At 70.8% G+C, this 19185-nt stretch carries 18 protein-coding genes; 14 read left to right on the top strand and 4 right to left on the bottom strand.

Annotated elements, in window-relative coordinates:
• Positions 1–8 precede the first annotated feature (8 nt).
• Positions 9–242 (bottom strand): glutaredoxin-like protein NrdH, encoded by a 234-nt coding sequence (gene nrdH / locus BJ991_RS08630; protein ID WP_179489201.1) that lies wholly within the window; start codon positions 240–242, stop codon positions 9–11.
• Between the two features lie 357 nt (positions 243–599).
• Between nrdH and BJ991_RS08625 the strand changes: the two genes are divergently transcribed.
• The gene (locus tag BJ991_RS08625) at positions 600–1844 is read left to right on the top strand and encodes an MFS transporter (RefSeq protein WP_179489200.1); all 1245 of its coding nucleotides are present in this window, start codon (positions 600–602) and stop codon (positions 1842–1844) included.
• Positions 1845–1932: 88 nt separating this feature from the next.
• Positions 1933–2781, top strand: coding sequence for a gamma-glutamylcyclotransferase family protein (locus BJ991_RS08620; protein WP_179489199.1), 849 nt, complete (start codon positions 1933–1935; stop codon positions 2779–2781).
• Positions 2782–2797: 16 nt separating this feature from the next.
• On the opposite strand, the gene BJ991_RS08615 is transcribed toward BJ991_RS08620, so the two are convergent.
• Positions 2798–3202, bottom strand: coding sequence for a pilus assembly protein CpaE (locus tag BJ991_RS08615; RefSeq protein WP_179489197.1), 405 nt, complete (start codon positions 3200–3202; stop codon positions 2798–2800).
• Between the two features lie 25 nt (positions 3203–3227).
• Positions 3228–4241 (bottom strand): LacI family DNA-binding transcriptional regulator, encoded by a 1014-nt coding sequence (locus BJ991_RS08610; protein WP_179489195.1) that lies wholly within the window; start codon positions 4239–4241, stop codon positions 3228–3230.
• A 105-nt stretch (positions 4242–4346) separates the two neighbouring features.
• Here BJ991_RS08610 and BJ991_RS08605 point away from each other — a divergent pair, with 105 nt between their 5' ends.
• A complete protein-coding gene (locus BJ991_RS08605) occupies positions 4347–7253 on the top strand; it encodes a glycosyl hydrolase family 28-related protein (protein ID WP_179489194.1) in 2907 nt (968 codons plus the stop codon).
• A 60-nt stretch (positions 7254–7313) separates the two neighbouring features.
• On the opposite strand, the gene BJ991_RS08600 is transcribed toward BJ991_RS08605, so the two are convergent.
• Positions 7314–8144: a LacI family DNA-binding transcriptional regulator gene (locus BJ991_RS08600; protein ID WP_179489192.1), complete on the bottom strand. Its 831-nt coding sequence runs from the start codon at positions 8142–8144 to the stop codon at positions 7314–7316.
• Between the two features lie 112 nt (positions 8145–8256).
• On the opposite strand from BJ991_RS08600, the gene BJ991_RS08595 reads away from it, so the two are divergent.
• The 11 genes from BJ991_RS08595 (at position 8257) to BJ991_RS08545 (ending at position 19172) form a co-directional block, all read left to right on the top strand.
• The gene (locus tag BJ991_RS08595) at positions 8257–9936 is read left to right on the top strand and encodes a glycoside hydrolase family 13 protein (protein ID WP_179489190.1); all 1680 of its coding nucleotides are present in this window, start codon (positions 8257–8259) and stop codon (positions 9934–9936) included.
• 63 nt (positions 9937–9999) lie between these two features.
• A complete protein-coding gene (locus tag BJ991_RS08590; protein ID WP_179489189.1) occupies positions 10000–11367 on the top strand; it encodes an ABC transporter substrate-binding protein in 1368 nt (455 codons plus the stop codon).
• A 73-nt stretch (positions 11368–11440) separates the two neighbouring features.
• Positions 11441–12424, top strand: coding sequence for a carbohydrate ABC transporter permease (locus BJ991_RS08585; protein WP_179489188.1), 984 nt, complete (start codon positions 11441–11443; stop codon positions 12422–12424).
• The gene (locus tag BJ991_RS08580) at positions 12421–13311 is read left to right on the top strand and encodes a carbohydrate ABC transporter permease (RefSeq protein WP_179489187.1); all 891 of its coding nucleotides are present in this window, start codon (positions 12421–12423) and stop codon (positions 13309–13311) included. The genes BJ991_RS08585 and BJ991_RS08580 overlap by 4 nt, the downstream gene beginning before the upstream one ends.
• A gap of 114 nt (positions 13312–13425) precedes the next feature.
• The gene (locus BJ991_RS08575; RefSeq protein WP_179489186.1) at positions 13426–14184 is read left to right on the top strand and encodes an alpha/beta fold hydrolase; all 759 of its coding nucleotides are present in this window, start codon (positions 13426–13428) and stop codon (positions 14182–14184) included.
• 20 nt (positions 14185–14204) lie between these two features.
• A complete protein-coding gene (locus BJ991_RS08570) occupies positions 14205–15377 on the top strand; it encodes an acyl-CoA dehydrogenase family protein (protein ID WP_179489185.1) in 1173 nt (390 codons plus the stop codon).
• A gap of 68 nt (positions 15378–15445) precedes the next feature.
• Positions 15446–15895 carry an iron chaperone gene (locus tag BJ991_RS08565; protein ID WP_179489184.1) on the top strand — a complete coding sequence of 150 codons (450 nt, stop codon included), beginning with the start codon at positions 15446–15448 and terminating at the stop codon, positions 15893–15895.
• Positions 15896–15962: 67 nt separating this feature from the next.
• Complete coding sequence (locus BJ991_RS08560; protein WP_179489183.1) at positions 15963–17234, top strand: DUF445 domain-containing protein; 1272 nt, start codon at positions 15963–15965, stop codon at positions 17232–17234.
• Positions 17235–17285: 51 nt separating this feature from the next.
• Positions 17286–17663 (top strand): gamma-glutamylcyclotransferase family protein, encoded by a 378-nt coding sequence (locus BJ991_RS08555; protein WP_179489182.1) that lies wholly within the window; start codon positions 17286–17288, stop codon positions 17661–17663.
• Positions 17647–18603 carry an arginase family protein gene (locus tag BJ991_RS08550; RefSeq protein ID WP_179489180.1) on the top strand — a complete coding sequence of 319 codons (957 nt, stop codon included), beginning with the start codon at positions 17647–17649 and terminating at the stop codon, positions 18601–18603. Before BJ991_RS08555 ends, BJ991_RS08550 begins: the two co-directional genes overlap by 17 nt.
• Before the next feature lie 80 nt (positions 18604–18683).
• Positions 18684–19172 (top strand): SixA phosphatase family protein, encoded by a 489-nt coding sequence (locus tag BJ991_RS08545; RefSeq protein WP_179489177.1) that lies wholly within the window; start codon positions 18684–18686, stop codon positions 19170–19172.
• Positions 19173–19185 lie beyond the last annotated feature (13 nt).

The following is a 19185-nucleotide window of genomic DNA, read 5'->3' as shown; positions in this document are numbered from 1 at the left end:
CGAAGGGGTCAGGCCAGACGGGCTGCGAGCTCGTCGATCTTGTCGGGACGGAAGCCCGACCAGTGGTCCTCATCGGTGATGACGACCGGCGCCTGCAGGTAGCCCAGCGCCTTGACCTGCTCGAGGGCTGCCGGGTCCTCGGAGAGGTCGTGAACCTCGTATTCGATGCCCTTCGAGTCGAGCGCGCGGTAGGTCGCCGTGCACTGAACGCAGGCGGGCTTCGTGTAGACCGTGATCGCCATGTTGGACCGTCTCTCCCTCACATCCGATTCTCTTCCGGCAGTTCCCCCCGCCGGGACACCAATACTACATATGGGGACCGACATTCGGCACAACCACAAGGGATAGTAGTTACATCCGTGTAGTTTTCCACCGTTCCCCACATGTACAACACAGGTTCTCCACCGTTTCATCCACAGCTCGAGCGGTTTCGAGGAGCCTGCAGAACGCCTGAAAGACGCGCTTTCCGGATGCCCCGGCCACATCCGTCCACAGGTGGGAGGCTACGCGGGGCATCCGACAGCGAATCCCGCCCCAACCTTCCCTCGGCGTGTCGCGGCGTGTCGTTCGGCGTGTCGCGCTCGCGATAGCGTTGACGGGTGGCGGGGTACCGGGATCTTCTGCGCACGCCGGGGGTGGGACGCATCATCGCGGCCCAGCTGACGGCACGGTTCCCGAACGGCATGACGAGCCTTGCGATCCTGCTGCACGTCGAGCAGGTCACGGGCTCGTACGGCGCCGCCGGCCTGGTGCTCGCGGCGACGAGCGTCGGCCAGGCGATCGCCGGCCCGGTCACGAGCCGGTGGATGGGCGTGTGGGGCATGCGCCGCGTGCTCACGACCACCCTCGTCGTCTGCGCCATCGGGCTGACGGCGATGGCACTGGTTCGGATGTCACTGCCGGCGTACATGGCGCTGGGCCTGGTCACCGGCCTGTCGACCCCGCCCGTGCAGTCCGCCGTCCGCACGATCTACCCCAAGATGGTCAACTCGCGGCAGCTCACTCCGCTGTTCTCGCTCGACGCGAGCCTGCAGGAGATCATCTGGATCCTCGCCCCCGTGCTCATCACGTTCGTGTCGACGCAGATCGGCACGGTTCAGGGCCTCCTCACGATCGTCGTCATCCTCGTGGGCGGCGGAGCGTGGTTCATCCTCTCCCCCGAGGTCGGCCGCGTCCGCATCCCCCGCAGCCGCCGCAGCCTCGGCAAGGTGCTGGGCAAGCCCGCAGTGCTGCTCGCGACGATCACCGGGTTCCTCCTCATCGGGGCATGCGCCGCCGTCGAAGCCGGTGTCGTGGCGACGTTCGGCCACGACGGGCTCGAGGCGGGCATCGTGCTCGCGCTCTTCTCCGTCGGCAGCCTCGCCGGCGGCCTGGGGTTCGGGCACATCCCGATCGGCCGATGGGCGATGGCGCGGCGCATGCTTATCGTGACGGTCGGGCTCTCGCTCACGGCGCTCATGCTCGACATCGTGTGGCTCGGCGGCACGGTCGGGTGGCTCAGCGGCACGCTCATCGTCGCCGGTGTCGGCGTCGCCCCTGTCCTGGCCGTCCTCTTCGCGATCACGACCGCGAGCGTCAAGTTCAGCGAAACCGCCGAGGCGTTCGGGTGGATCGGCACGGGCCAGCTCATCGGCGCGGCTGCGGGCTCGGCCGTCGCGGGCTTCCTCATCGACGATGTCGGCCCGCAGGGCGCCTACGTCGCCGCGGCGGTCTTCGCATTCGCAGGACTCATCGTCTCGGTGGTGTTCGTCCGGGGCTTCCCCGACCTGCGCCACGGCGACGCGAGCCCGATCCCCGACACCGAGCCGGTCGCCACGATCACCCGCCCGATCGCACGGCCCTGACCTCCACCTCAGGATCTGCGCAGGAGTCCGTCGACCGTGCTCGGCGGACGCCATACTCTATTCAGCGGCACAGCGTCGAGGAGGGGCGATGGGCGCAGTCGACGACGACGGCGATGAGCGAGCGGGACGCGCCGAACCCGGACCGCGGTCCATCTGGCTGCGACCCTCCGGCATCTCGGCTCTCGCGGCGGTCGCCGCGGTGGCGGTCGCGCTCATCGGCGTCCTCGTGACCCTGCAGCCGAGTCCTGCGTCGGGGCCTCAGGCGTCTACGCCCGCGGATCGTCCCGCGCTGTTCGTCTACGGTTCCTCGATGCCCGGCCAGTCGCGCTACGACGTCATCGCGGAGCACGTCCTGGAGTCCCGTCCCGATGCCGTCGAGGGGTTCCTGTACGACTCCGGACTCGGCTACCCGCTGGCGAAGTTCGGCCCGGGGGCCGAGGTCCCAGGCGTGGTGCTGTACCTGCATCCGGAGACGGCCGATGACGTGCTGCGCGCGATGACGCAGGTCGAGAGCGGGCTGTTCCACCCTCGTCAGGTGCGCACGCAGGGAGGCGTCACCGCGACGGCGTACGAGTGGATCGGGGCGACCGACGGCTTTCCGCGCATCGACGAGTGGGACGGGTCGACGGCGGACTACGGGCTCGTGGTCGACGAGAGCTCCCTCGTTCCCGGCGACTGCTACGGACGAACCGCCCGCAGCGGTGAGGCGCTCACGACGCTGTGCGACGCTCCGCACGCCTACGAGGTGTACGCCGTCGTCGATCCGGGCGATGACACGCAGGCCGCGTGCGAGGACGAGTTCGCCACGTTCGCCGGACTGCCCTACTCCGACTCGGTGCTCGTAGTGGAGACCGTGGAGTCCGGCTCGGGCGTCAACTGCATCGTTTTCGAACCCGACGTCCTGACATCGGGCACGCTCGCCGGCGCGCGCCGCTGACCACGAGGCGGCCGCCTCAAGCGATGCGCCCCAGCAGCTCCAGCACCGCGAGCGCGTAGGCGTCAGCGGGCTCCGGATGCTCGAAGACCATGGTCTGGCCGGCGACCTCGATCGTGACCTCGTGCGTGTCGGGCAGGCGCCGCAGCGACCGGAACGCGCCGCGCAGCAGCTCGCGGAGCTGATGCTCGTGCGGCAGCCACAGCGCGTCCTCCAACGCGACGGAGTCGAGCGCCCACTCCGTCGTGCCGTTGAAGGCGAGGAGCTTGCCGGTCGGGTACTCGCGCGGCTCTATCGTCATCTCGCTCACGACGAAGACGTCCGCCTCGAACTCCGGTTCGTCGAGCTGGAACCGGTCGCCCGAGCGCGGATGCCACACGAGCCCCGCGTCGCGCAGCGCGAGCGCCAGATCGGTCGAGATCATGACGCCAGCGTAGGGCGCGCCGGGGTCACCGGCGCGGGGCGGCGACGGATCCGCGCTCGATGAGCCGGACGCCGAGCGAGACGGGCGCGCGCGGTCCTTCGCCTCGCTCGATCTCGTCGAGGATGATGCGCGCCACTTCGGCCACCTTGGCGTCCATGTCCTGCGCGACGGTCGTGAGCCCCGGGGTCGTGTATCCGCTGATGTCGAGCGCGTCGAAGCCGATCACCGACAGATCGCCGGGGACGGAGCCGCCCGCCTCTGCTACGCCGGCCATGATGCCGACCGCGAGCACGTCGGCCGTTGCGAAGACCGCCGTCACGTCGGGGTGGTCTCGCAGAAGTCGCAGCCCCAGGGCCCGACCGTCCTCGAAAGAGGTCAGCACCTCTTCGCGCACGATCTTCGAGGCGTCGACGCCCGCCGCGACGCATGCCGCGCGGAAGCCGTCCCACCGCTGGCCGACCACGCCCATTCCTTCATAGGGCGGTCCCGCGAACATCACGCGACGGTGCCCTGCCTCGGCCAGACACGCCCCCGCGAGCCAGCCGCCGCGGTGGTCGTCGGTGCGGACGCCGATCGTGCGGGGATTCGCCGAGTAGCTGTCGATCGCGACGAGAGGGACGCCGTCGATGCGGATGCGGTCGATCTGGGCATCGGTGAACTCGACGAGGATCGCGCCGTCGAGCGACCACCCGCGGATCGTCTGCGCGATCTCGTCGTCGCGCTCGATTCCGCGCAGGAGCACGTGATAGCCCCGGTGACGCAGGTGACGCTCGACGCCGCCGATCACCGCGACCGTGTGGGGGCTGAAGAGGAGGCTTCCCTCCTCGCCCACCGGCACGAGTGCTGCGACGATGTGCGAGCGGCTCGCGGCGAGGCTGCGGGCGGGGATGTTCGGCACGTACCCGAGCCGCTCCGCGATCTCGAGCACGCGGTCGATCGTCGCCTTCGACACGCGGGCGTGCTTGCCGTTCATGACGTTGGATACGGTCATGACGCTGACCCCTGCCTGGTCCGCGATGTCGCTCAGCTTGACGGTCAACGTTCTCCCCTCCGCGCCACATCATAGGGGCGCTTGACGCCGGACTTCGGCGTGGTTTAGCGTTCGACCTTAGTTTATCGCTAAATCTGATCGAAGGAGATCAACATGGCCGTCCTCACCCGGCGCCGAGCGGCGATCGCCCCCGCGATCGCGCTGGCGATCGCGGCATCCGTGATCGCCCCTCCCCCGACCCACGCGGCCGTCGCGACGCCGCTCGAGTACGAGGCCGAAGACGCGTCGCTGTTCGGCGGCGCCGGCGTCAACGACAACCATCTCGGCTACTCGGGCGCCGGCTTCGTCGACGGCTTCATCCTCGACCACCGCGGCACGGCGGGCGTCACCTTCACGGTCGACGTGCCGGAGGCGGGCGAGTACGGCCTCAACCTCCGCTATGCGAACGGGCTCGGCTCGGACATGACGCTCTCACAGCTCGTCGAGGGCGAGGACCGTCAGATCGTCCTCCCGTCCGCGGTCGGCGCGTCGTGGAGCCAGTGGTTCATCCATCAGGAGGCCGTGGAGCTCGAAGCGGGCACGCAGCAGATCACGTTCCGCTTCGACGCCGACGACACGGGCAACGTCAACATCGACGCGATCGCGCTCACGACCATTGGCGACCTCTCGACGCCGGGCGGCGGGGCCACCGATCCCGGATCGGTGCCGGGCACGGGTCCCGACACGCGGTGGGACGGTGTCACGGCCAGCCTGCCGACGCACTCCGCGCCTCGCGGCGGTGCGACGTACGAGGCCGAGTCGGCTCTGTTCGCCAACGGCGCGAAGGCGACGACGGATGCCTCGACCGTCGACCTCTCGGCCGACCGGTCGCGTGTGGTCGTCACCACCTTCGCCGCCGACGCGCGCGCGCAGCTCGTCACCATCCGCTACCGCAGCACCGCGACCGCGCCGGCGCGCCTCGTCGTGGGAGCCGACGGCGTCGCCCTCGGCGCGTTGTCGCTGCCGCCGTCCTCCGGCCTGCGCGAGGTCGCCGTGTCCGTGCCGCTTCGCGCGGGCGTCGGCACGCTCGAGCTGCGCCGCACGGGGGACGCGATCGACGGAGTGCTCGAGCTCGACGCGGTGCGCCTCCAGCGTGGCACGGCGCCCGCCGAGCGGGGCGCGACGCTCGGCACGACGCTCTACGAGGCCGAGCACGGGCTCACCGACGGCACGATCCTCGCCCCGAGCCGCACGTTCCGCGAACTCGCGGCCGAGGCATCCGGTCGTCAGGCCGTCACCCTCACCGGCCAGGGCGAGGGCATCGCGTGGACCCTGCGCGAACCCGCCGACGCGCTCGTGCTGCGCGCGTCGATCCCCGACACGGCCGACGGCACGGGTCAACACGGTGTGCTCGGGCTCTACGTCGGAGAGCGCAGGATCGCCGACGTGCCCGTCTCGAGCGAGCACTCGTGGGTGTACGGCGGCTACCCGTACGGGAACGACCCTTCGCGGGGCGGTGCGCAGCGCTACTTCGATGAGACGAGGACAACGTTCGCGAAGCTCCCCGCGGGGACGACGATCCGCCTGCAGAAGGACGCCGACTCGGGTTCGCTCCCGTACACCGTCGACCTCGTCGAGACCGAGCTGCGCGCGCCCGCGCTGACCGCCCCGGCGGGCTACGTCGACGTGCGCGACCACGGCGCAACCGCCGACGACGGCACCGACGACACGGCGGCGATCCAGGCCGCGGTCACCGCCGCAAGCGCCGCGGGCACGGGAGTGTGGCTGCCTCAGGGACGCTTCACCGTGAGCGATCGCGTGCGGCTCGTGGACGTCTCGATCCGCGGCGCGGGGCCGTGGTACTCGATCATCGAGGGCACCGCCGGCAAGGGCGGGCTGTACGCGATGGGCTCCGGCGTCACGATCGCCGACCTCATGATCGACGGCGACGCGCGCCATCGCGACGATGCCCGCTCCGACTCGGGCGTCGAGGGCAACTTCGGGCAAGGGTCGCTCGTGCAGGACGTGTGGATCGCCCACACGAAGACCGGCCTGTGGGTCGACGCGGGCACGGACGGCTTCGCTGCCGTCGGCATTCGCGTGCGCGACACGTACGCCGACGGCGTCCACCTGCACGGCGGGGTGACGGACGCGCGCGTCGAGCACGCGGCCGTCCGCAACACGGGCGACGACGCGATGGCGATGTGGTCGTCGGGCGGCTCGGTCACGCGCGGCACGTTCTCGCACGCGACCGTGCAGGTGCCGCTGCTGGGCAACGGGGCGGCGATCTACGGCGGCGATTCCAACCGCATCGCCGACTCGGTCATCAGCGACACGCTGACGGCGCCGGCCGGGATCGCGGTGAGCACTCGGTTCAACCCCGTGCCGTTCTCGGGCACGACGGTCGTCGAGCGCAACGACATCTTCCGCGGCGGCGGGTGGGAGCCCAACTGGAACACGTCGTTCGGCGGCATCTGGGTGTTCGCCGACACGAGCCACATCACGACCCCGGTGCTGATCCGGCACACCCGCATCGTCGACTCCACCTACGAGGGCATCCTCGTGAGCGGCAGCCACTGGGTGAACGATCTGCGCGTCAGCGACGTCACGATCGAGGGCACCGGGTCGTACGCCGTGGCGGCGCGCGTCGGCGGCGATCACCGCTTCCGCGATGTGCGGGTCTCGGGCGTGAGCGAGCCGTCGGACGGCCGCAACCACTGGTGGGGCACCTTCATCGACGAGGGCGGCAACACCGGGCTGCTCGCGACCGAGACGGCGGCGTGCTCGGTGACGGTGCGTTCGACACCCGTCGTCGACGGCCGGTACACGTCGGTCGTCACGATTCGTCTCACCGGGCCGGCCACGCCCGGGGTCGTCTCGTGGCGAGCGGCGAGTGGCGAAGCGGTCCTCGACGCCACCGCCGCGACGGTCTCGCAGAACGGCACCACGGTGACCGCGCAGCTCGACCGCGACCTCCGAGCCAAGAGCGCGACCTTCGTCGTGAGGGGCACCGCGAATGCGCCGCACGTGGCCGCACCCGATGCGTTCACGCTCGATGGAGTGCGCTGCGCGGCGCCGTGACACCCGCGCCCCGCGCCGGCCGCACGGTCGGCGCGGGGCACCGGCGCGCCGGTCGCGCGCTCAGCGCGCCGCGCGCCCGATCGACGCGCGCTCGATCACGACGACGTCGACGGTGAGCGGCCCGGCGACCGAGGGCGCGAGTCTTGGGTCGAGGAGAGCCTCGGCGGCCAGTCGCGCCTTGCGCGGGATGTCCTGCGCGACGGTCGAGAGCTTCGGCGTGACGACCGACGCGAGCGCGAGGTCGTCGAACCCGAGCACCGAGACGTCTGCGGGCACCCGTGCGCCCGCGAGCGCGAGCCCTTCCATGACGCCGACCGCGAGCGTGTCGGCGGCCGCGAAGACGGCGGTGATCGACGGATGCCGCGCCCGCAGCGCCCGCCCGAGCATCACGCCCTCGCGCACCGTCGTCCCCGCGGTCATGTGGCGCGCGGGCGCGCCCGCGCCGGCTGCGACGAACACGGACCGGAACCCCTCGTGCCGCTCGCGCATGACGCCCGAGGTCTCATCGGACGGCCCCACGACGAGCACGTCGCGATGGCCGCGGCTCAGCAGGACCTCGGCCGCCCGGCGCCCACCCTCGGCGTCGTCGGTGCGGATGACGGCGAGAGACGGATGCCGCGCATACGCGTCGATCGCGACGGCACGCGTGCCCAGGTCCGGCAGCCCCGCGAGCTCGTCGTCGCGGAACCCGAGCAGCACGACGCCCGCGAGCCCCTCCGCCTGGGCGGCGATGTCGGCGGGCGACGCCACGCCGAGGAGGACGAGCCTGTGGCCGCGCCCGCGCACCTCGCGTTCGAGGGCCGCCACGAACTCGCCGTGATGAGCCGTGAGCGAGATCTCGTCGGCAGCGCCGGCCGGAGCGAACAGCCCCGCGAGCGGGGATCCGGACATGAGCGGCGCCTCCTTCGAAATCCGAGTTGACACGGTCTGCGACGTCACCTAATGTCATCGCAGCAGGTATATCGCTAAACCTAGCACCAGCGGACGAGGAGGCCGCGAGCGGATGGTCGAAGAGGATCGGGACGGAACCGCGGTCGAGTCGCCGCAGGCACGGGCGGCGGCCCCCAGCGCGCTCGCCGAGCCGTGGTGGCGCGACGCGGTGATCTACCAGATCTATCCGCGCAGCTTCGCCGACGGGAACGGCGACGGCACGGGCGACCTCGCGGGCATCCGTGGCCGCCTCCCCTACCTCCGCAATCTCGGCGTCGACGCGATCTGGCTCACGCCGTGGTACGTCTCGCCGCTCGCCGACGGCGGCTACGACGTCGCCGACTATCGCGACATCGACCCCGCGTTCGGCACGCTCGCCGAGGCCGAGGCCCTCATCGGCGAGGCGAGCGGGCTCGGCATCCGCACGATCATCGACATCGTCCCCAACCATGTGTCGGACCAGCACCCGTGGTTCCAGGCGGCGCTCGCCGCCGAGCCCGGCTCGCCCGAGCGCGAGCGCTTCTGGTTCCGGCCCGGCCGCGGCCCGTCCGGCGACGAGATGCCCACGGACTGGGTCTCCAGCTTCGGGGGCGACACGTGGACGCGCACGACGAACCCCGACGGCACGCCCGGCGAGTGGTACCTGCACCTGTTCGCGGCACAGCAGCCCGACCTCAACTGGGACCACCCCGACGTGCGGAGCGAGCACGAGGAGATCCTGCGGTTCTGGTTCGACCGGGGTGTCGCCGGCATCCGCATCGACTCGGCGGCGTTCCTCGTGAAGGACGCCGCTCTGCCGCCCCTGCCCGCCGACCCCGCGCCAGGCGCCCACCCGCACATGGATCGCGACGAGCTGCACGACATCTACCGCTCGTGGCGCGAGGTCGCCGACTCGTACGACCCGCCGCGCGTGCTCGTGGGCGAGGTGTGGCTCTCCGACGCGAAGCGCTTCGCCGCCTACCTGCGCCCCGACGAGATGCACAGCGCGTTCAACTTCGACTTCATGACGCAGCCGTGGAACGCGGCCGCCCTGCGCGAGTCCATCGAACGCACCCTGCGCGAGCACGCCCCGGTGGGCGCGCCCGCGACGTGGGTGCTGTCGAACCACGACGTGACGCGGCCGGTCACGCGCTACGGACGCGTCGACTCGGGCTTCGCGTTCGACCGCAAGCGGTTCGGCGTCGAGAGCGACCTCGAGCTCGGCACACGCCGCGCCCGTGCGGCCGCCCTGCTCACGGCGGCCCTCCCCGGGTGCCTGTACGTGTACCAGGGCGACGAACTGGGACTTCCCGAGGTGGAGTTGCCCGCCGACGTGCTGCAGGACCCGATGCACTTCCGCTCGGGCGGCATCGATCCAGGACGAGACGGATGCCGCGTCCCGCTGCCCTGGGCAGGCGACGAGCCTCCGTACGGGTTCGGCACGGCGGGCGGGACCGGAACGTGGCTCCCGCAGCCTGGCGACTGGGCGATGCTGTCGGTCGCCGCGCAGGAGCGAGACCCTCGGTCGATGCTCGCGCTGTACCGCGGTGCGATCGCCGTGCGCCGCGAGCGGCCCGATTTCCACAGCCCCGACCTCGAATGGCTCGATCTGGGCGATGATGTCATCGCGTTCCGCCGTGGCGACGCGACCGTCTGCATCACCAACCTCGGGCCGGATCTCGAACTGCCCCCGCACACCGCGATCCTCCTCGCGAGCGCACCCGCCGAGCACGGGTCGCTTCCCACGGACTCCACCGCATGGCTCGCCCTGTGAGCATGCGCACCCGGAGCGCGTCCGCACGACGCGACTGACACAGCAAGTACGAAAGGAATGACGATGACGTCAACACGCACGCGGCTCGGCATCGCCGGTGTCGCACTGGTCTCGGCGGGTGCGCTGCTCGTCGGGTGCAGCGGCGGCGGCGCCCCCGCGACCGACGGCAAGGTCACGATCAAGGTCGCGATCGACGCAGGCCTCGAGCAAGAAGCGCGCGACAACTTCGATGCGCGCGTCGAGGTGTTCGAGGACGCGAACCCCGACATCACGGTCGAGGCGCAGGAGTACACGTGGACGGCGCCCACCTTCACGACCGACCTCGCCGGCGGCACGCTGCCCGATGTCTTCCCGATCCCGTTCACCGACGGGCGCGGGCTCATCGCGAACGGGCAGATCGCCGACATCAGCGACCTCGTCGCGGAGCTGCCCTACGCCGACCAGTTCAACCCGAACATCGCGCAGGCGGGCCAGGCCGACGATGGCGGCCAGTGGGCCGTGCCGATCGCCGCGTACGGCCAGGGCCTGCACTACAACCGCACGCTCTTCGAGGCGGCGGGCCTCGACCCGGACGACCCGCCCGCGACGTGGGACGAGGTGCGCGAGGCGGCGAAGAAGATCGCGGATGCCACGGGTGAAGCGGGCTACGCCACCATGACGTCCGGCAACACGGGCGGCTGGATCCTCACGACACTCGTCAATGCTTTCGGCGGCCGCACCGAGAGCGGCGACGCGAAAGAGCCCACGATCGACACCGACCCGGCCGTGCAGGAGGTGCTCGAGTTCCTGCACGACCTGCGCTGGGAGGACGACTCCATGGGCGCGAACTTCCTGTACGACTGGGGCACGATCAACCAGGACTTCGCGTCGGGTCGAATCGGCATGTACGTCTCGGGCGGCGGCAACTACGGCAACCTCGTGACGCAGAACGCGCTCAACCCCGACGACTACGGCCTGGCTGTGCTGCCGCTGGAGGGCGCCGACCCGGGTCTGCTCGGAGGCGGCACGCTCGTCGCGGTCAACCCGAAGGCAAGCGAGGCCGAGCAGGCCGCCGCGGTCAAGTGGATCGACTTCTACTACCTCGCGAAGCTCACCGAAGAGGACACCGTCGTCGAGACGGCCGAGCTCGCGGCATCTCTCGACCAGCCGGTCGGCGCGCCGGAGCTTCCGATCTTCAACCAGGAGCAGTTCGACCAGTACCGCTCGTGGATCGACCCGTTCGTCAACGTGCCGGTCGACCAGATGGCGCCCTACACGGACGCGATCTTCGACCAGCCGCTCATCGCCGAGCCCCGCGTCGCGACGCAGGACGTCTACGCTCTCCTCGACACCGTCGTCCAGGCGTTGCTCACCGACGAGAACGCCGACATCGCGAAGCTCCTCGCCGACACGCAGACCCAGGCAGAGTCACTGTACGCCAAGGCAGGTTAGCCGCCGGCGCGGTCTCCCGGGGCGCATCCGACGCCCCGGGAGATCGCATCCCCTCCCGACAAGGATCCGCCGCATGACACAGATCTCCCCCGCGACGGCACCGCCGCTGGTCGCGGACACGGTCGAGACGATCGAGGAGGCCGTCGAGACCGGGCGCCGGCGGCGTCGCGTCCCCCAGTGGCTGCGCGGCGACGGACCTCACATCCTGGTCTTCCTGCTGCCGCTCCTCGCGAGCTTCGCCCTGTTCTCGTGGAAGCCCATCGTCGACTCCGCCGTGATGGCGTTCCAGCAGACCAACCTCATCGCGCCGCCCGAATGGGTCGGCCTCGAGAACTTCGCGACCGTGCTGAGCGATCCGCTGCTGGGCACCGCGGTCGTGAACACGCTGTGGTTCGCCGTGCTCGCGCTGCTGCTCGGCTATCCCGTGCCACTGGTCGTCGCCGTCCTCATGAGCGAGGTGCGGCGTGGCCGCGGACTGTTCAGCGCACTCGCGTATCTGCCCGTCGTCGTGCCGCCGGTGGTGGCCGCGCTGCTGTGGAAGTTCTTCTACGACGCGTCGCCGAACGGCGTGTTCAACACGATCGTCGGCTGGTTCGGCATCCCGCCGCAGCCGTGGCTGCAGGACCAGCTCAGCGCGATGCCCTCGATCGTGCTGTTCGCGACGTGGTCGGCCGCGGGCGGAACCGTCATCATCTATCTCGCCGCGCTCGTGGGCGTGGCACCCGAGCTGTACGACGCCGCCGAGGTCGACGGCGCCGGCATCTGGCGCAAGGTGTGGCACGTGACCGTTCCGCAGCTTCGCGGGGTGCTGCTCATCACCTTCATCCTTCAGATCATCGGCACCGCTCAGGTCTTCCTCGAGCCGTTCCTGCTGACGGCGGGCGGACCGGCGAACTCGACCACGACGATCCTCATGCTCATCTACAAGTACGCGTTCCAGAACAGCCTCGGCGGCGACTACGGCGCCGCGACGGCCCTGAGCATCATGCTCGCGATCGTGCTCGGCCTGTTCTCGGCGCTGTACTTCCGCCTCACGAAGTCCTGGAGCATGTCATGACCACCGCCACCGGGGACCGCGGCATCCTCTCCGCCGCGGACTGGCGCCGCCGGCACGTGCGCCTCACGACGCGCGCGACCCACGCGATCCTGCTCGTGTCGCTCATCGTCGTCGGGCTCGGGCCGATCCTGTGGCTCGCGAAGTCGGCCGTGACGCCGACGCAGGACACGCTGCGCCAGCCCCTCGCGCTGTGGCCGAACGGCATCGACTGGGAGAACCTCACCACCGCGTGGACCCGCGTCGAGATCGACAAGTACTTCCTCAACACCGTGCTCATCGCCCTCGGCGTGTGGCTCGTCCAGGTGCTCGTCTCGACGACCGCGGGCTACGCGCTGTCGGTCCTGCGCCCGCGTTACGGCAAGATCGTCGTCGCCCTCGTGCTGGCGACGCTGTTCGTGCCGAGCATCGTCCTTCTCGTTCCGCTGTACCTCACGATCGTGAACCCGCCCCTGCTGGGCCAATCGCTCATCAACACCTTCTGGGCCGTGTGGCTGCCGGCCGGGGCCAACGCCTTCAACGTGCTGCTCGTCATGAGGTTCTTCGACTCGCTTCCCCGCGAGGTGTTCGAGGCGGCCCGCATGGACGGCGCGGGGCCGTACCGCCTGTTCTGGTCGATCGTCCTCCCCATGTCGAAGCCGATCGTGGGCGTCGTGTCGGTATTCGCGGTCATCGGCGCATGGAAGGACTTCCTTTGGCCGATGCTCGTTCTGAAGGACCCGGCGATGCAGCCGCTGTCGGTGCGCCTGCCTCAACTGCAGCAGTTCATCGAGCTCGACGTGTTCCTCGCCGCGCTCGCGATCTCCACGGTCATCCCGATCGTGCTGTTCCTCGTGTTCCAGCGCCTGTTCCTCAACGGCGCGGGCATGGGAGGCGCCGTCAAGGGGTGAGGCCGCAGCTGGGAGGTTCGGTCGCGGCGGGGAAGCGCCGGTGACCGGCGGGATCGTGCCAAACATCGCCGCGCGCGCCGAGGGCGCATCCGCCCAGACTCTAGGCTGATCCGCATGCCCGCACCCGTCACGCTCCCCCGCCGCTCGTGGGGCGACCCCGCCGCCGCGCGAGGCGGCCTCCTCATCCACGGGCTCGGCTCGAATGCCGCGCTCATGTGGCGGTACGCAGTCGCACTCGCCGACGACGGTTGGCGTGCGGAAGCCGTGGACCTGCGCGGCCACGGAGACGCGCCGCGCACACTCGACTACACGCTGGAGGCGTACGCCGCCGACCTCGCCGCGACTCGGGCGGCCTCCGGGCCGTGGGATCTCGTGATCGGCCACTCGCTGGGCGGGGCCGCCGCGACGCTCGTCGCCTCCCGCGACCAGTCGTGGACGCGCCGACTCGTGCTCGTCGATCCGGCGATCCACCTGACACCCGCCGACCGTGAGAACGTCCGCGTGAGCCAGGAGGAGGCATTCGCCGACCCGTCCCCAGAGGCGGTACGGGCGCAGCATCCGTCATGGCATGAGATCGACATCGAGCTCAAGGCGGCCGCCGCGCAGCAGGCGAGCCGCTGGGCAGTGGAGCAGACGAGCGCGCAGAACGCCGACTGGGACGTGCGCGACGCCGCGGTGCGCCTCCCCGTGCCGACGCACGTGATCGCCTCCGATCCGGCGGTGTTCAGCCTCTTCGCGGGGAAACCCGCGGCCGAGATCGTGCACGAGAACGGGAGCATCACGATGTCGGTCGTGACCGGCGCGGGGCACTCGCCGCACCGCGACAAGCCGGAAGAGACGATCGCGCGCCTGCGAGAGGCCCTGCGACGCTGACCGCGGGCCAGAATGGGCGAGTGAGCGAATTCGATCCCGCCGCGTACCTGTCCGACGAGCTGCTCGAGCGCATCCGCTCGCGTGCCTCGGGGTACGACCGCGACAACCTCCTCCCGCACGAGGATCTCGACGAGCTGCGAGCTGCAGGCTACCTCGCGATCCTCGCCCCCGAGGAGCTCGGCGGAGCGGGGCTCGGGCTGGCCGAGGCATCCGTCCTGCAGCAGCGGCTCGCCGGCGCCGCACCCGCCACCGCCCTCTCGGTCAACATGCACCTCGTGTGGACGGGGGTCGCGAAGGTCCTCGCCGACCGCGGCATCGACACCCTGCGCTTCGTCCACGAGGGAGCGGCGGCGGGCGAGCTCTACGCGTTCGGCATCAGCGAGGCCGGCAACGATCTCGTGCTGTTCGGCAGCGATACGGATGCCGCGCCCCGCCCCGACGGCGGGTACGCGTTCACCGGCACCAAGATCTTCACATCGCTCGCGCCGGCGTGGACGCAGCTCGGACTGCACGGCCTCGACACGACGAGCGAGGACGGGCCGAAGATGGTCTACGCGTTCGTGTCGCGCTCGGAGGAGGCCGACGGCCGCATCGTCACGCGCGACGACTGGGACACGCTCGGCATGCGGGCGACGCAGAGCCGAACGACCGAGCTCCACGGCGCGATCGCGCCCCCAGGTCGCGTCGTGCGGCGCATCGATCCGGGTCCGAACCCCGACCCGATCGTGTTCGGCATCTTCAGCGTGTTCGAGCTGCTGCTCGCATCGGTGTACACGGGCATCGCGCGGCGCGCGCTCGACCTCGCGGTCGAGACCGCAGGAAAGCGCCGGTCGAAGAAGACGGGCCTCGCGTACAGCCAGGACCCCGACATCCGCTGGCGCGTCGCGGACATGGCGCTCGCGTACGACGCGCTGCCGCCGCAGCTCTGGTCGCTCGCTCGCGACATCGACGAGCAGGTCGACCACGGCGCGCGCTGGTTCTCTCTGCTGTCGGGTATCAAGCACCGCGCGGTCACGATGGCCAAGCGCGTCGTGGACGACGCCGTGCTCGTCGCCGGCGGCTCGTCGTACTTCTCGCAGAGCGAGCTCGGGCGCCTGTACCGCGATGTGCTCGCGGGACTGTTCCACCCGTCCGACCCCGAGTCGGCGCATTCCACCGTCGCAACCGCGTGGCTGGGGCCGCTCGAGAGCTGAGCACGGTCGGAGGGAGGGCGGTCAGGAATCGAGAAGCGGATCGGATGCGGCATCCGTAGCCTGAAACCATGAACGCAGCCAAGGACACCCACACCGGATTCTCCGAAGAAGAGCGCACCGCGATGAAGCAGCGCGCCGCAGAGCTCAAGGAGCAGCGCAGCGGCGGCACGAAGGTGAAGCAGCTCGAGAAGGACCGCAAGGCAGTGCAGGACGCGATCGCGCAGCTCCCCGACGAGGACCGCGCCCTCGCCGAGGCGATCCACGAGATCGTGATCTCGGTCGCGCCCGAGCTGGACCCCAAGACGTACTACGGCATGCCCGCGTACGCCCGCGACGGGAAGGTCATGATCTTCTTCTCGCCGGCGACGAAGTTCAAGGAGCGGTATGCGTCGCTCGGCTTCAATCCGAACGCGAACCTCGACGACGGCAACATGTGGCCGACGACCTTCGCCGTCCTGAAGATGACGAATGCCGAGAAGAAGAGGATCTCGGAGCTCGTGGAGCAGGCGGTCAGCTGACTGGGGATCATCCGCGTACACGCCCGTCGCCGCCATCGGCGGAACGGGCGCGTGCGAGGATGACCGCATGGCGCGCACTCCCACGGCCCTCCTGAGTCCGGCTGACCAGGAGCGTCGGCACGGCCTGCGCGTCATGAAGGGCGTCGCGCTCGGCGCCCTTCTGTTGATGGCGGTGCTGTTCGCGGTCGCGTTCGCATTGCAGGAGCAGTACCCGTGGCTCGCCTACGTGCGGGCGGCCGCGGAAGGCGGCATGGTCGGGGCGCTCGCGGATTGGTTCGCGGTGACGGCGCTGTTCCGGCATCCGCTCGGGATCCCGATCCCGCACACCGCGATCATCCCGAACCGCAAAGACGAGATCGGCCGCAACCTCGGCGAGTTCGTCGAGACGGAGTTCCTGCGCGGCGAGCTCGTGCGCACGAAGCTCGAGTCCACCCCCATCGCCGCGCGGCTCGGCGAGTGGCTGCGCGAGCTGCCGCACGCGGAGCGGGTCGGAGAGGAGGCATCCGTCGTCGCGTCGGGACTCCTTCGCGCGCTCAGCGACGACGATGTGCAGGAGGTCATCGAGGCGCTCGCGCGCGAGCACCTCATCGCGCCCGAGTGGGGACCGCCGCTCGGCGGCTGGCTCGCGCGCGTCGTCGAGGGCGGCGGGCACCACGGCGCGGTCGACCTCGCCGTCGACAGCGTCGCGGGATGGCTCGAGGCGAACCACGACGCGTTCCGCGGACTCGTGTCGCGGCGCCTGCCGTCGTGGGTGCCGTCCTTCGCGCAGCGGCTCGTCGACGACGCCGTGTACAACGAGGCGGTCAAGTTCGTGTCGGCGATGCAGAGGGATCCGCGGCATCCGGCTCGCCTCGCAATCGACGGGTACCTCGGCCGCCTCGCCGACCACCTGCAGCACGACCCCGCCACGATCGGGAAGCTCGAGGACGCGAAGGTCGCGGTGTTCGACAGCCCGCGCGTACGCGAGCTCGCGGGCGAGGCGTGGAACGCGGCGAAGTCCGGCCTGCTGACCTCGCTCGCCGACCGCGACAGCGCGCTGCGGCGCCGCATGACCGACGCGCTCGTACAGATCGGCGAGCGGCTGGTGACGGATGCCTCGCTCCAGCGCCGCGTCGACACCCTCGTCACCGACGCGGCCGTCGTCCTGGTCGACCGCTACCGGCACGACATCGCCTCGATCATCACCGACACGGTCGAGCGGTGGGACCCTGCCGAGACGACCGAGAAGATCGAGCTCATGGTCGGTCGCGACCTGCAGTACATCCGCCTGAACGGCACGATCGTGGGCGCGCTCGCGGGCGTGGTGATCTTCACGATCGCGCACGCGCTGCTGGGCTGACCCGGGCTGTCGGTGGGGGCGGCGCGGCGCGCGCGTCGGTAGCCTGGAGGCATGGCCGACAGCGGCGAGAACCTCGTCTTCAGCTACGGCACCCTGCTGGACGCCGACGTGCAGCGCGCGGTGTTCGGACGCGCGCTCGACGGCGACGACGACGTGCTCGTCGGCTACACGATCGACTACATCGACGTGCCCGACCCGCGGGTGTTCGAGCTGTCGGGGAAGTCGGTGCATCCGATCATCCGGCCCACCGCGAGCCCGCTCGACAAGGTCGTCGGCAAGGTCCTGACGCTCACCGACGAAGAGCTCGAGGCGGGTGACGACTACGAGTTGTCGATGTACCGCCGCGCCTCCGTCACCCTCGCGAGCGGGCGCACCGCGTGGGTGTACATCTCGACGCCCGAAGGAGACCTGCGTGACTCTGCCGACTGATCCGCTGTGGCCGCGAGCAGGCGGATGGCCGTCGCCCGCGGACGACGGGGAGAACGCGGATGCCGCGATCCTCGGCGTGCCGACTTGGCGCACGTCCCTGTCGCCGACGGGAGCGCACGCGACGCCGGCCGCCGTGCGTGAGGCGCTGCGTCGCTACTCGCCCACGATCCTGCTGCAGGGTGACCCCGTGCGGCACGCGATCGCACGGCCCGTCGAGCCCGTGGATCTCGACGACGCGCTCCGCGTCGTCGACGCGGGAGATGTCGACGAGCCCGATGGGCCCGAGGGAGAGGCGGCCGTGCGCGAGGCGGTGGGCCGGCTCTCCGAGCGGACCGGGCTCGTCGTCGCGCTCGGCGGGGACAATTCCGCGACCTACCCGGTCGCCCAGGGCGCGCAAGCCACGGGACTCATCACGATCGACGCCCACTACGACCTGCGCGACGGCGTCTCGAACGGCTCCCCTGTGCGGCGGCTCGTCGAGGACGGCTTCGATCCGTCGCGGATCGTGCAGCTCGGCATCGCGGACTTCGCGAACTCCCCCGCCTACGCGCGGCGCGCGGCGGAATGGGGCATCTCGGTCGTGACGCTCGACGAGCTGCGCTCCCGCGGAGCGGCCGACGTGATCGCCGACGCGCTCGACATCGCCGGCGCGTGGCCGGGCGACGAGGCATCCGGTGTCCGCGTCCACCTCGACATCGACGTCGACGTGTGCGATCGCGCGGTCGCACCAGGGTGCCCCGCGTCTGTGCCCGGCGGGCTCGAGGCCCGCGAGCTGCGAGCGCTCGTGCGAGCGGCGGGGGCGGACGTGCGGGTCACGAGCGCCGACATCGTCGAGGTCGACGCGACGGCGGATGCCGCGGACGGCCGCACCGTCCGGCTCGCGGCGCTGTGCGTGCTCGAGCTCCTCGCGGGGCGTGCGCTGCGTTCCCCACGCGCGTGATTTCCCTGCGCTGTGCCATGGAGCGGGCACGCGTGAGCCGGGCCGCGAACTCGCGGGCGGGCGCGTGGCATGCTGAGCGCATGATCTCGCTGGCCCTCGTGCGTCACGCCAAGTCGGACTGGAGCGTGGTGAAGCGCCCGGATGGGCGGATGATCGACGACCACGACCGCCCGCTCAACGCCCGCGGGCGGCGCGACGCCCCGCGCATGGCGCAGCGGCTCGCCGACGCGGGGTTCCGCGCCGACGTCGTGCTGTCGAGCACCGCGCTGCGCGCCCGCCTGACGGCCGAGGCGTTCGCCGACGCCCTCGGCGCACCTCTGACGCTCGACGAGGAGCTGTACGGCGCCCCCCCGAAGACCCTGTGGACGGTGGTCTCCGCCGCGGGGCATCCGCGTGTCGTCGTGGTCGCGCACGATCCGGGGATGAGTGCGCTCGCGGCCCACCTCTCGCGGGACCGCATCGAGCACATGCCGACGTGCGCCGTCGCGACGTTCGCGTGGGACACGGAGGACTGGGCCGTCGCCGACGCGCTCGAACCCGTCGACTGGACGTTCGACACTCCGCGCTGACGCCTGTGCCGAC

The sequence above is a fragment of the Microbacterium immunditiarum genome, assembly GCF_013409785.1.
Lineage (GTDB): Bacteria > Actinomycetota > Actinomycetes > Actinomycetales > Microbacteriaceae > Microbacterium > Microbacterium immunditiarum.
The sequence above is the reverse complement of the archived record's forward strand: the minus strand, read 5'-3'. Positions and strand labels throughout refer to the sequence as shown.

Excerpts from the sequence above, each read along its gene's own strand:
- nrdH (WP_179489201.1), bottom strand. The coding sequence starts at position 242 with ATGGCGATCACGGTCTACACGAAGCCCGCCTGCGTTCAGTGCACGGCG.
- BJ991_RS08620 (WP_179489199.1), top strand. The coding sequence starts at position 1,933 with ATGGGCGCAGTCGACGACGACGGCGATGAGCGAGCGGGACGCGCCGAA.
- BJ991_RS08615 (WP_179489197.1), bottom strand. The coding sequence starts at position 3,202 with ATGATCTCGACCGATCTGGCGCTCGCGCTGCGCGACGCGGGGCTCGTG.
- BJ991_RS08605 (WP_179489194.1), top strand. The coding sequence starts at position 4,347 with ATGGCCGTCCTCACCCGGCGCCGAGCGGCGATCGCCCCCGCGATCGCG.
- BJ991_RS08600 (WP_179489192.1), bottom strand. The coding sequence starts at position 8,144 with ATGTCCGGATCCCCGCTCGCGGGGCTGTTCGCTCCGGCCGGCGCTGCC.
- BJ991_RS08595 (WP_179489190.1), top strand. The coding sequence starts at position 8,257 with ATGGTCGAAGAGGATCGGGACGGAACCGCGGTCGAGTCGCCGCAGGCA.
- BJ991_RS08590 (WP_179489189.1), top strand. The coding sequence starts at position 10,000 with ATGACGTCAACACGCACGCGGCTCGGCATCGCCGGTGTCGCACTGGTC.
- BJ991_RS08585 (WP_179489188.1), top strand. The coding sequence starts at position 11,441 with ATGACACAGATCTCCCCCGCGACGGCACCGCCGCTGGTCGCGGACACG.
- BJ991_RS08580 (WP_179489187.1), top strand. The coding sequence starts at position 12,421 with ATGACCACCGCCACCGGGGACCGCGGCATCCTCTCCGCCGCGGACTGG.
- BJ991_RS08575 (WP_179489186.1), top strand. The coding sequence starts at position 13,426 with ATGCCCGCACCCGTCACGCTCCCCCGCCGCTCGTGGGGCGACCCCGCC.
- BJ991_RS08565 (WP_179489184.1), top strand. The coding sequence starts at position 15,446 with ATGAACGCAGCCAAGGACACCCACACCGGATTCTCCGAAGAAGAGCGC.
- BJ991_RS08560 (WP_179489183.1), top strand. The coding sequence starts at position 15,963 with ATGGCGCGCACTCCCACGGCCCTCCTGAGTCCGGCTGACCAGGAGCGT.
- BJ991_RS08555 (WP_179489182.1), top strand. The coding sequence starts at position 17,286 with ATGGCCGACAGCGGCGAGAACCTCGTCTTCAGCTACGGCACCCTGCTG.
- BJ991_RS08545 (WP_179489177.1), top strand. The coding sequence starts at position 18,684 with ATGATCTCGCTGGCCCTCGTGCGTCACGCCAAGTCGGACTGGAGCGTG.